12 protein-coding genes and 1 tRNA gene are annotated in these 12,643 nt (G+C 42.5%); 1 reads left to right on the forward strand and 12 read right to left on the reverse strand.

Annotated elements, in window-relative coordinates; genetic code table 11:
• Positions 1–24: 24 nt before the first annotated feature.
• From Q7P33_RS04970 to Q7P33_RS05025, 12 genes are all read right to left on the reverse strand, one after another.
• The gene (locus Q7P33_RS04970; RefSeq protein WP_303867965.1) at positions 25–1,398 is read right to left on the reverse strand and encodes a chitobiase/beta-hexosaminidase C-terminal domain-containing protein; all 1,374 of its coding nucleotides are present in this window, start codon (positions 1,396–1,398) and stop codon (positions 25–27) included.
• A 367-nt stretch (positions 1,399–1,765) separates the two neighbouring features.
• A complete protein-coding gene (locus tag Q7P33_RS04975; protein WP_303867969.1) occupies positions 1,766–2,050 on the reverse strand; it encodes a hypothetical protein in 285 nt (94 codons plus the stop codon).
• Between the two features lie 222 nt (positions 2,051–2,272).
• Positions 2,273–2,357 (reverse strand) — tRNA-Leu (locus Q7P33_RS04980).
• Positions 2,358–2,447: 90 nt separating this feature from the next.
• Entirely contained in the window at positions 2,448–2,729 is a 282-nt protein-coding gene (locus Q7P33_RS04985) for a DUF1294 domain-containing protein (RefSeq protein WP_303867971.1), read from the reverse strand.
• Between the two features lie 13 nt (positions 2,730–2,742).
• Positions 2,743–3,432: a GntR family transcriptional regulator gene (locus tag Q7P33_RS04990; protein WP_303867973.1), complete on the reverse strand. Its 690-nt coding sequence runs from the start codon at positions 3,430–3,432 to the stop codon at positions 2,743–2,745.
• A 14-nt stretch (positions 3,433–3,446) separates the two neighbouring features.
• The gene (locus Q7P33_RS04995) at positions 3,447–4,145 is read right to left on the reverse strand and encodes a GntR family transcriptional regulator (protein WP_369693287.1); all 699 of its coding nucleotides are present in this window, start codon (positions 4,143–4,145) and stop codon (positions 3,447–3,449) included.
• Positions 4,141–4,821 (reverse strand): B12-binding domain-containing protein, encoded by a 681-nt coding sequence (locus Q7P33_RS05000; RefSeq protein ID WP_303867975.1) that lies wholly within the window; start codon positions 4,819–4,821, stop codon positions 4,141–4,143. Before Q7P33_RS05000 ends, Q7P33_RS04995 begins: the two co-directional genes overlap by 5 nt.
• Positions 4,805–6,178, reverse strand: a complete 1,374-nt coding sequence (locus tag Q7P33_RS05005; protein ID WP_303867977.1) for a trimethylamine methyltransferase family protein — start codon at positions 6,176–6,178, stop codon at positions 4,805–4,807. Before Q7P33_RS05005 ends, Q7P33_RS05000 begins: the two co-directional genes overlap by 17 nt.
• A gap of 92 nt (positions 6,179–6,270) precedes the next feature.
• The gene (locus Q7P33_RS05010; RefSeq protein ID WP_303867979.1) at positions 6,271–7,755 is read right to left on the reverse strand and encodes a BCCT family transporter; all 1,485 of its coding nucleotides are present in this window, start codon (positions 7,753–7,755) and stop codon (positions 6,271–6,273) included.
• 150 nt (positions 7,756–7,905) lie between these two features.
• On the reverse strand, positions 7,906–8,709 hold the full coding sequence (locus tag Q7P33_RS05015; protein WP_303867980.1) for a methyltetrahydrofolate cobalamin methyltransferase: 804 nt from the start codon (positions 8,707–8,709) through the stop codon (positions 7,906–7,908).
• Between the two features lie 112 nt (positions 8,710–8,821).
• On the reverse strand, positions 8,822–9,454 hold the full coding sequence (locus Q7P33_RS05020; RefSeq protein WP_303867981.1) for a B12-binding domain-containing protein: 633 nt from the start codon (positions 9,452–9,454) through the stop codon (positions 8,822–8,824).
• A gap of 87 nt (positions 9,455–9,541) precedes the next feature.
• Positions 9,542–10,999, reverse strand: a complete 1,458-nt coding sequence (locus Q7P33_RS05025) for a trimethylamine methyltransferase family protein (RefSeq protein ID WP_303867983.1) — start codon at positions 10,997–10,999, stop codon at positions 9,542–9,544.
• Between the two features lie 289 nt (positions 11,000–11,288).
• On the opposite strand from Q7P33_RS05025, the gene Q7P33_RS05030 reads away from it, so the two are divergent.
• A complete protein-coding gene (locus tag Q7P33_RS05030; RefSeq protein ID WP_303867985.1) occupies positions 11,289–12,581 on the forward strand; it encodes an MFS transporter in 1,293 nt (430 codons plus the stop codon).
• The last annotated feature ends 62 nt before the right edge of the window (positions 12,582–12,643 follow it).

Genomic DNA, 12,643 nt, shown 5'->3' on the forward strand with positions numbered 1-12,643 from the left:
CTATCTAAAAGTTCATCACCAAAATCAGAACAGTCTGATTTCGGTGATGGCGGTATCATGTTCACCATCCGCTGGTCCCGCCACCGCCGAATCGATGACAAAAACAACTGAATCGCCGGGATTAATGGTGACCGGGCTGATCGCGATCACCTGTTCATCCCGGATTCGTTCAAGAATCATGTTGGCCACTGGACTGGTATTAACATACATCACCAGTCCCCGAACACTACCATTTTCGGCAAAGGATGTGGCGGTCTTGACATAACCGTTTTTAATGGCCACTCCGTGAATGGTCAGTGCAGCGGTTCCATTATAGACACATTGAACATATTCACCAATTCCATCGCCAGACACCCCTTCAACCCAGGCGGTATTATCACTGCCATCCATCACATTACCGACGTAGTAACTGATCCCACCCATGTCCGGTAGGGTCGAGGAAGCATAGAGACTAAAATTTAAATAGTCCCAACCGGTGGCGGTGCCGCCTCCCGAGTCGGACCCTTCTGACTCGGCGCCACCCGATGTGGTTGGAATATCATTGATAACGTATTTGCCTTCGATTATTTTACTGGCAAAACCAGCTCCATTGACTTCAATGGCTTTGATTGTTTTTTCACCTTTTGTCAAGGTAATCGGTTCTGCATATGCTATTGAATTGACTGTAGGCTGAGATCCATCCGTCGTATAAAAAATCATATCGTTGGCATCCGCCTTAACGATTTCCAGTTTTTGCTCCCCCTGATAAGTTCCCGGATTCAGATTAAAGGATGGCGCCTTAACCGTATAGCTGCTTTTCTGATCGGCATATTTACTGTCTCCGGTGACATCGGTGGCCCGATCCAGCAGAGCAAAAAGATCTGTTTCTGAAACTCCGGCCTGAATTTCCGAAGCAATATAGGCATCAAAGATCACCTTTAATTTTTCTGAGTTTTTTTCTTTTCGGATTGCTTCTTCGAAGAAGGTATTGGCCATTTTATAATTGCCCGCCCCGGTGTAAGCTTTGGCTTTTCCAAAAATTGCTTCTGCGTTATTCGAATCCAGCTTTAACACCCCATCGAAGGCCACCAGCGCTTCGCTATAATTTTGAACAGCCAGCAAATCTTCGCCGTTTTTGAGACCGCTGTTGATGGCATTGATTTTCTGAAAATTCAGAAATCCAAAAGCGCCTCCCGCAATCAGAAAGACTCCGACCACCACCACAATTGCAATAATAATCCCCTTATTCTTTCCCTGATGCCCAGCTTTAGGATCCGGAATCCCACTGTCTATTTTTTTCGGGTTTGCGACCTCCGCTACCTGGGACTCCCACTTTTCCAGGCTTCGGATCGGATTTCCGCAATTTTGACAAAACAAGCTGGACGATTCGTTCTCGTGACCGCATTTTTCGCATTTCATCTAACTTCACCCCTTCAACATAGAATCGGCTGTTTTTCCACTCATTTGTTTCTGATGCTTCCAACATGATTACTAATTGAGTATACAAATTGTTTACCCATTTTTGTTTTGATTAATCCCGAAGGAACATTAGACACTCAGCTCATAAGTGGCATATCAGAAATGATACTGGTCGTATTTGTAGCTTTGGCCATTCGCCTTTCTAATTCTCGCTCAAGACTTTCCGCAATTTCAAGCTGGTACTCATACCCTCTCAATATTTCGTCTTTAACTTTATCCTTTCGGCCTGCAAACAGTTTTCGCTTCTAATATCCATTTCCTCCATATTAAAACTATTTCAGAGCATCTTGGGGTGAAAGCGCTCATTTTATTTTTCCTGGATAATCACCACAGCATTATAAACGATGGTTCTCTTCCCATTTAGATCAAACAATACTTTGTTCCCATATTCAGAATCCTCAATATCTACCCGACCATCATATTCTGCTAGTAGTGTGCCACTCTGAGAGTAAACCGAAATATGACGATCAAGACCACCGGCCCATTCCGATTGAGTTGTTTTAATATCCCGTCCCATGGATTCGCAACCCGCAAATATCAGTAGGCTAACAGCCACCATCACTCCAAAAATAATTCGTTTAGACTTGCTCATTTCTTTTTCCTCCATGTTTTTTCTTTATAATCGCATGGTTTTTGGGTTAAATCAATCATTTTGTGTTTCTATTTCTGTTTTCCTTTCCCGCAACTAAAAATGAAAATGAGAAAGTCAGAAGCTGAGAAATCTAAAAAATATCAATTGATATGTCAATTGCCCAAAACCAGCTTTTGGGCATAAAAAAAACGGCCATCTCATGCCGTTTTTGTAAATTCTAAATGGTGCGAGAGACGGGAGTCGAACCCGTACGCCTTGCGACACACGCCTCTGAAACGTGCTTGTCTGCCAGTTCCAACACTCTCGCATAAATCATTTTGAACACCACTATAGAATACACGCTTTTAAACAAATTGTCAAGTCATATTCAAAACTTTTTTTATTTTGGCACTTTATTTTACAACGGCCAATGAAGTCCTTTAAAACACAATAGCAACACCAGCCCGATCTGAAGCGCAATAATTATCGGAATTCCCCAAACAAACAAAGCGTGTCTTGTTTTGTGATGAAAAACCCGCATACCCAGTAATCCGCCAATAGAGCCGCCAATCACACATAAGCCCATCAGGGTTTTCTCGGGAATTCGCCATACCGCCTTTTTTGAACGCCGTTTGTCCTGCCAGAACAGTCCAAAGGTAAGCAGATTAACAAGGATCAGATAGAATATTATATAGTTCATTTGTTATTTTTCCTTATTCGTAAAATGATTTTCCATTCAGTTCAATATTTTCGCCTAGAACATACAAGGTTCTTTTACCAATCGGATGATCGGTTATGGTTGAGAAAAATATATTTATACAAAACATTGGCATGTTTTCGTCAATTAACAGCCGGTTTGAGATGTATTTATTGGGATAATCCATTGTCACTTCGATACTTTTTTTCACCTCAAAACTATTAAAGATCCGATGCATGATGGCAATGTTTTTCTCGGCTTTTTTTTCAATCCCTGCGGTCAGGTAACGACCATTCAAAAACAGCGAATCAATGCTGTATCCCACCGGCATTGCATCCGAAAAATACATTCGTCTGATTTCAAGCGTCTTTAATTCACGCCGCTCACCTTTTAGTTTTGTCATGGAAATCAGTATGTCTTCAGTCTGGATATCGGTTATTTCCTCGTTGATGTTTCCTTCCAGGGAAAAATTGACTAAAAACAGATCCTTTTCGCGCTCTTTGACAAACGTTCCGACGCGTTCAATCGAGACCAGATAGCCTTTGTTTACCAGTGTCGCCAAACTTTTCCGCACCGTCACCCCGCTGGTATTATATTTTTCAGCCAGCTCCTGATTGGTTGGTAATTTTTCATTGGGTTTTAGTGAACCACTTCTGATATCAGACAAAACATCGTTGACAATGCGTTCATATATTTTTACTTTCATTTAAGTCCTTCAATCTATTCCTGATAAGACGTTCCACGGACGCAGCACCATTCACGCTTGATAAACAACTGGCGAAAACCCATGGGTTCATTATCGTCTAAAATTTTTTGGGTAATTTGCATCACTGGCGTTTCTTCCGGAATTTTTAGAATTTCCGCCACTTCCTTCTCACAATTCATCGCCGTTACGTTCATCCGACCCTGCATTTGAAACAGTTTGTTTTTCTGTGATAATATTTCACTGAAGCTGGTATATTCAAAATTATCATTCCAAACAGTAATTCCCGGAAAATAAGGAATGTACTGAATATCATAGGCAATCGGCTTTTCTTCAAAAAGCAGTACCCAGCGCACATAAACAACCCGGGCATTGGGGGCTACCCGCAGATGGTAAACCAAATCGATAGTCGGTTTAATAATCTCTGATCCCAACAACTCGACCCGCTGGTACGGTTTTTTTAAGAGCTGTTCAGTTTTTAATGAAATCAGGTATTTGTCATTACTTTTTTCAAGTACATAATTCCCTTTTCCCGGTATGGAATAAATATACCCTTCATCAATCAACTTCGAAATGGCATTTCGAATCGTGATGCGACTGACACCATATTCATCAGCCAGGGTATTTTCCGGCGGGATGGCGGAATTGATGGCGTAAAAATTCTTCTGGATCTTATATTTAATACTTTCGGCAATTTCTTCATATTTGTGATTAATGCGCTTCGCCCCCCTCCGTTATCCAAGTTTTGCATTGCTTGACGCCTTCATAGACATCATGGGCAAAGGCATCCACTCCGGTGTATTCAATTGCCTGGCGATGGGTCGAGAGCCCCCCGACAATAATTTTAACCTGCTCCCTGATTCCAGCGGCCACCAGCGCGTCATTCACTGCTTTGATATATCGAACGCCTTCGGCCAGGATCGAACTGATGGCAATCACGTCGGGCTTTAATTTGATGGTTTCTGCCAAAATTTCCTGAGCGGTAATGTTAATCCCCAAATCAATGACCTCAAAATTTGACATTAACGCTGCACTTTTAAAAATCGACTTGCCAATATCATGCAGATCCCGCTCGATGGTACACAGCAGAATCCGGCCAATCGGTTCACCCGATCCTTCGTTGATAAGCTTCAAACTCGGCAATTTCAAGACTTCTTCAAAAATGATGCCCGCCATCATTAAATCCGTTACACCATACCGCCCTTCTTCAAAACAATGACCGATGTGATCCAGACCACGCTGAATCGCTTCGACAATCTGAGCCTGGGATGCGCCTTCCCGAATGGCATAATTAACAAGTTTGAGTACTTTTTTTTCTTCAATTTTTTTCATAGCCTCAACGATACTCTCAAAAGTAGTCGTATTCATGGCATGATTAGTCGATGTATTCATCTGGCAGGTAACCCCTTAATATTTTAATTTGTTCTTTTGTCGGCGCGGTAAAATCATAGCTTTCTAAACGTCTGATAATCTCATCATCGGTCTCTTTCAGTACCGCTGGCTTCGTTTTCCCTTCCCCAAAACCATGGGGGCGATATTGCTTTCTGATTAATTTAAGGTTTCGTGATGAGATGTAATTTCCGGTTGATCCCACCTTCAGGATTTCATCCATCATTGTCGTGACATCATTAATTTCCATTCCCTGGACAAAGTCTTTAAGACTTAAGAAAGCATATTCATCAAGAATATATTTATTGTAATTAATTGTTTTTAAAGCATCTTCCATCCCAAAACTATGCATTAGACAATCGACCTCTGCCAGCAGCGTTGAGAGCAGGTTGATCCCGCTTTCGAAACCACTTTGATAATCGAGGTATTTCGAATCAGTAAATGTTCCACCGGCCCGAAATGGGATCTTATAATATTCCGCCATCCCCTTCGCAGCCAATGTAAACAATGCGGTTGCGGGACTCCCAACTAATGTTTCGGCCTTGAACGGATCCACTCCAAACAGTGGCAGACCATAGATTATGGGCAGGCCGGGGCTTTGAATCTGGGCAAACACAATTCCGGCAATAATTCCGGCGTTGGCCAGCAGAAAATTACCGCCGGGAGTAGGTGGCGCTGTTAAACCGCTTAATCCACTGCCGCAGGCAATCATCAGTGGTTGATTTTCCTGACAATGAACACTGATCACCTCTGTTGTTGAATGCCCCATAATCATCGGCGCCGATACATTGACATTCCCAAGAACTACCGGTTTATGGTCAATGCCACGGTAGCGTTTAATCATTTCAATGCAAGCACGAGACTCTTCCTGACTGCCTACAATTGAAAGGCAGGGTTTATCCGAGTACTTTAAAAGCATCGCCATCCGATAGGCGCTTCGCAACTCCAGAGGAATATCAAAGGGCTCAATGGTATATGGACTCGCTGTTTTAATCAGTTGATTCTGTTGATTAAGCTTAGTGAAATTCAAATAATCTTCTCGGGTTCCTAAAGCAATCACTTCATTTCGTGATACATAGGTTCCACCATAAGCTGGCAGCGTGCAAATTTCACCTTTTCCGACTACCACACGGCCGCTATTTGAATAGATAGGAAAGGCAGAAGGAACCAATTTGAGACTTTCTTCAACCAGCGGCGCATCAAGAAAAACCTGTTTACCATCAACTCTGGCCCCGGCTTTTCTGAAAATCTCCTGTGCTTCATTCGAAAATACGGTGATCCCCATGGTTTTTAAAAGTTCCAGTGACTGTTCATGGATAAGATCACATTCTTTTTTCGAAATACTCAGCGTTAATTTCATGATCACTGCCCCCTGCAATCCCCTCAGTTTTGATACATTTTAAAATTATATCACAATAACCCTGGTTTGTTTACCGTTTCATCATGATAATTTTAGGTCTCATTCTTAAACGCCTTCAGAATTGAGACACACATCATAATCAGAACAAAGACAAAGGGCAGGGCCATAATAATGGCCACATTGCGGATTGCCACCAGACCGCCACTTAAGAGCAGCACAATAGCCATGGATGAAAGCACAATGCCCCAGACAACCTTGATTTTACGATCCGGATTTAAATCACCGTTTCGTGAAAACATTGACACGACAAAATTAGCCGAGTCAGCTGATGTCACAAAAAATGTAACAATCAGCAATGTCGCCAAAAATGAAATGGCCTGACCAAAAGGCAAATGTGATAACGTGACAAATAATCCGACCGCCACATCACCGGTGATGGCCTCAGCAATACTTAGTTTATCGATGATTTCAAAATGAAGGGCGGTTCCACCAAAAACGGTAAACCAGAGACAGCAAAAAAGCGCCGGAATAATAATCACACCCATAATAAACTCTTTGACGGTTCGCCCCTTTGAGATCCGGGCGATAAAAGTTCCCACAAACGGGCCCCAGGACATCCACCAGGCCCAATAAAAAATGGTCCAGTTACCCAGCCAGGGATCATCGCTAAATGGTGTTAAGGCCAGACTCATTGGCAAAATATTATGAAGATAAGCACTTAAGCTGACAAAAAAAGTATCAATGATAAAAACCGTTGGCCCAGTAAATAGCACAAAAATCATGATTAGCAGCGCAATCACGATATTGGTGTTACTGAGTGTTTTTATCCCTTTATCCAGTCCTGTTATCGAAGAAATCAAAAACAGCACCGTAATGATGACAATAATGCTAATCTGTACGGTGATCGTATTGGGGATGCCAAAAAGTGTTTTGAGACCGCCATTAACCTGCAATGCTCCTAACCCCAATGACGTTGCCACACCGATCACGGTTAAAACCAGCGCCAACACATCAATCAGCTTGCCAACAATTCCTTTGGTCTTTTCACCCAGCAGCGGCTCAAGAGTCGAGCTGATCAGACACGGCTTTTTTTTCTTAAAGGTGACATAAGCAAGTGCCAGACCAACGATGGCATAAATGGCCCAGGGATGAAAGCCCCAATGCAAAAAGGCATACTGAAATGCCTTGCTGGCCGACTCACTGGATGCTGCCTCAATCCCCAGTGGTGGCTGTAAATAATGATAAACCGGTTCGGCTACGCCCCAAAATACCAGCCCGATGCCCATCCCGGCACTAAAAAGCATTGCAAACCAGGAGAAATTTGAATATTCGGGGCGATCGTCCTCATCCCCCAATCTCAGTTTTCCGTATTTACTGAATGCCAGTACCAGACAAAAAATCAGAATGCCCAACACCGAGACCAGATAGAACCATCCCAGATTGTGGGTAATCAAACCAAACAGGACATTTGTCACATTCAATAATTCATCCGTAAAAATAAATCCAAAAAACAAAAAAATAACTAACAAAAAAAGTGAAATATAAAGTACCATAGTGTCTGCCTCTTTCTTATTCATGCACCAGTAATGCCATCTATAAAGTATCAACCGATCAGGTACAATTTGTAACCATTGCTTTCCTTTGCGATTTACAACCCGCATAAGCTAAAAACTTTCTCCATCGTGATGATCCGTGAGAAAGTTTTTAACCCGGGTTTTAATTAAATATTATTTAACCGGTCCGATTTGCCCTTGTCGGTAGGCTTTGCTGTACTTACGGCAGTGCTTATCCTGACCAAGCAGAGCATACGTGGCAAAGATGGTACCCATCATATCACGGTTGAGCGGATCAATGACAGCGCAGTCCATCCCTGCTTCCATGGCAAAGGCCATACAGGTTTTGTTCAGTAACGATCGCACCGGCAAGCCAAACGACATATTGCTGACGGCTCCAGTTACATGAATAGTTGGATACAATGCTTTGATTTGGCGGATTTCCTCTGCGAAATTAAGCATTGAGCTGTTCTCAGTTGACAAGGCCATAACACAGGGATCAATGTGCATCCGATCCGGCGTAATCCCATATTTAGCCGCTTTTTCAACCATGATTTTAGTGATGGCCACCTTTGTTTGGACATCATTGGGAATTCCATTATTATCGCAGGTTAAACCGACCACCTGCCAGCTATTTCCTTCCAGCAGAGGCAATAACACCTCGCATTTATCGCCTTCTTCTGAAATCGAATTGATCAGGCCGGGTTTGTTGGCGTATTTAAAAACTGCCTCAATCACCCGGGGATTCGGGCTGTCGATGCACAGCGGTGTATCGGTTGCATTCTGAACAATATCCATCAACCATTTTAACGTTTCAATTTCAAACTCCGGCGCAGTGCTGGCACAGACATCAATATAAGTCGCTCCTGCCTCGGTTTGTTTTACCGCCAGGGAGGCGATGTACTCAGCATCTTTTCTTTCGATCGCTGCTTTGACCGATGGAATCGTGCCATTGATCTTTTCTCCAATTATTATCATTTTTTATCTCCTTGAAATGCACATAGAAGACGGCTTTATCACTGTCTTCTATGTGTTTGATTATGTTAATCGTTTAGTCACCTGAGGATGTTCACTTAATTAAGCTATAAACTTAAGCGACCCATTCCTGACAGATTTTGACACCTTCAGCGGCATTGGTCGTATACTGGTCAGCCCCAACATGCTCACAAGCTTCTTTTGTAACCGGATTTCCACCAATGATAATTTTGGCATCAATTCCCGATGCTTTTAACATATCAACCGTTTCCTTCATGGCATCGATTGCCAGGGTCAAAACACCGCTCATTCCGATGATACAGCCCTGATTTTCTTTGGCGGTCTTAACAAACAATTCCGGCGCAACATCAATTCCCAAATCAACGACTTCAAAACCCGCTGCTTCTGACATGCTTTTAAAAATATTCTTACCGATATCATGTAAATCGCCATGAACCGTACCAAGTATGATGGTTCCGGCTACCGTATCAGCGCCACTTCCCAGCACTGGTTTTAAAACATTGATTGACTCGGTTAACAGCTCGCCGGCAAAAATCAGATCGCCAACAAAATAGTCGCCTTTTTCAAACAGTTCACCGACAATTGCCATACCTGCCTGACAGGCAGCAATGGCTTCCTGAGCTTCCGGCTCTGACGGATTTCCTTTAACAAACTCATTAAGTAAATCCATTACCAGTTCTTCTTCCAAATCACCTACTGCTTGTGTTAATTCTTTTAAATCTAACATTTTTTATACCATTCCTTTTTTATTTTTATTGACATGATGGTAGCAACCATCATGCCCTGGCTTGATGCACTATTTATTATATTTGTTTTAGAATTTTTCGCTTTCTGGCAGGTAACGATTTAACAGTTCCTGTTGTTTTTTTGTCAGGTCTGGAGCCTGGTAGCTTTCCAATCGTTCCTCAATAATTTTGGAAGCCCGTTGTCTGATGTCGCCTACTTCTTCAAAAATTACAGCTGGATCACCCGCGGCTTTATTAAAAATCTGAGACAAATGATGCTGATCACGGTATTCTTTCGGGGTTCTTCCGGATAAATAATTACCCAGTGGGCCGGCCTTCTTGATTTCTTCAAAAACCTTGCCAGCTTGTGTATCCGAAATTTTAATTCCTTTATTTAATCGCATCAAAATACGATTGACCTCTTCATCAAGAACAAACTTTTCATAACTTCCGACAGCGTAGGATTGAAGGATCCCGGCATTATTCAAGGCAAAGTCTGATTTCCCCAGATAAGTGGTCATCAATGTCGTCATTGATTCAACTCCAGCCTGATAATCCGGTTTGAGTGAATCCGAACCACTGACACCGGTTCTGACCGGTAGACCATAGTAACGACCTAATGCCAATGTCGCCATTTGGATCAACTGTGCTTCTGGTGCCCCAATGGCAATGGCGGTTTTACGCATGTCAGTCGGCGAAGACACGGTTCCGTAAATAACCCCGACGCCTGGATTAATCAATTGCGTTAAGACAATCCCAGCCAGAATGGTCGCATTATCCTGAATTACCGAACCCATCAGTGCTGCTGGAGCGGTCAGATTGGTCATCGAACAGGTGATAATGGTCACCGGCTGACCTTCTTCAACCAGACCCATGATGTTATCCAGCACCTCATAAGAATAGCCCAATGGTGAAAGGGCGCAGCAATTGGTTAACAATACTGGTCGATCCCAAATGTCATAGAATTCTTTGTACAGGTTGGCGATTTCTTTGGCCGCATCTTTCAAACTCTGTTTTTTGACATTTAAACTGTTGGCAACATTACCATAGGTCGGTCGGTCTGAATATTTAAGACATAATGCCACCTGAGGGATATAGAAATTATCCTGGGTTTTGTCTAAATCAGGGGTATCATACGCTGAATTGTTAACAAAATCAGTCACATCACTGGTATGCATCAATTTAAGAAATTTAACCACATCCGGCAGTAATGCCGCTCTGTAAGTATCATCTTCAAATAAAAATTTTGAAGGACCGTAACAGCCGACTGTTTTCGGTTTAAAGCGCTCACCAATGTGTGTTTCACCAGCACTTGTGGTCACGGCAAATGATTTCGGTGCTGTCGCCAGAGCTTTGTTTAAAAGTTCTTCACTTATTTTTACAATGTTCCCTTCGACGGTTGCACCATGTTTTTTAAAGATTGCCAGGGCCTCTTCGCTGGCAAAGGAAACACCAACTTCTTTTAAAACTTTTAAAGAATACTCATGCAGCAGTTCCACATCACTGGTGGAAACGTATTTTTCATAAAAGCGTCTGTTCATATACATTTGAAATAACCTCCGGTTTTTTAATAAATACATGTATTTCGCAATTAAACTATAGCACAGCTTGGAAATTGTTGTCAATACTTATTTTGTAATCGAAATCACACCTGTGGATGATCTACATTATAAGAACTTCGCATAAATATTTCTGAATCACCTCAATTTTTGGGCTATTTATTAAGATTTTCAGTTATTTTCCTTTCTTTAAAATAATTGTTGACCGTTTACAATTATCGTGTTATACTCCATTGCATTAGACATGTGTTTCGCAATCATGTTTCAGGAGGATGAAATGAAAAATTTTGGATTTAGGAATGCAATGGTATTTTTAATACTAAGTGCTACAGTTGCTCTTGCCTATCAGTTACCCTTTTTACGCTTTACCTTTTACGATCAATTTGCCGCTGCGTATCAGCTCAGTAATACGCAAATTGGCGTTCTGGCCTCGGCCTTGAATTTAACCTACACCTTCTGCTATCCCATCGGTGGCTGGATGGCCGACCGCTTCTCCATGCGTTCAATGATTTCCACCACCCTGGCGGCTTATGCTGTGCTGACTTTCGCTTTTGCGATGACCACAAACTTTACGGCTTTGCTGATTATTCATTTTCTTTACGGGTTTTTCGGTATTGCCACCCTGTGGTCGGCCTACCTCAAAGGGATTAGAAATTTAGCGAACGAAGACAATCAGAGTAAAATGTTTGGAGGCAGCGAAGCTTTGCGCGGTGTTATTCAAACCCTGATGGGATTTGCCTTTCTGGCGATTGTCGGTTTAGCCGCTACCCCAGCCGCTGGAATGAAAGTTCTCTTTATATTTGGTGCCGGAGTTTGTGCCCTGTTTTTTGTTCTGGCCCTATTCTTTCTTCCCAAAACAGATATCAAACACGAAACACAAGCCGTCGTTAGTGAAACCAAATACAGTGTTATGGATGTTCTAAAAAACAAAGGCGTCTGGATCACAATTCTGGTGATAATGTTTGCCTATATTACCTGGGCCATTGGCAATGCCTATATGACGACCTATACGGTACAGGTGCTTAACATCTCAACAACAACAGCCAGTGCGATCGGTATCGTACGCAGTTACATCATTGTCTTGTTAGCTGGGGTAATTGGCGGCTTTTTTATGGATAAGTTCACGTACAAAGGCAAAGGCTTTATGATCGCTTTTGGCGCCATCGCCGCTGCTTTGGTTGCTCTGCTCTTTTCTGCGAAAGTTATCGCCATCAGCATCGTCCTGACCCTAGTGATCGCATTCATCGCAAATATTATGAAATCCACCTACTGGTCGATAATGGATCAGGCTGGTATCCCCGTTGGAATGACCGGAATGGCTACAGGTATTATCTCATTTATCGCTTTTATCCCGGATGTCTTCTACGGCCTGATTTGCGGTAAGTGGCTAGATGATGCCAAAGCTGCCGGTGATATTGCCACTGGCTTCAACCAGATTTTTATCTTACTGATCGTTTGTGCGATCCTCGGAATTGGTTCCTCGCTGTTACTGGTAAAACGAACCAACGATTTAAAAAACATGGAATCTGTATCATCAGATTTAAAACCTGAAACTACACCTATCTCGTAAAAAAAGGCTCCAACTGGAAATTATTCCGGTTGGAGCCTTTTGGGGGCTTAAAACCCATTTTT

It is taken from the genome of Acetobacterium wieringae (genome assembly GCF_026646375.1).
Lineage (GTDB): Bacteria > Bacillota > Clostridia > Eubacteriales > Eubacteriaceae > Acetobacterium > Acetobacterium wieringae_A.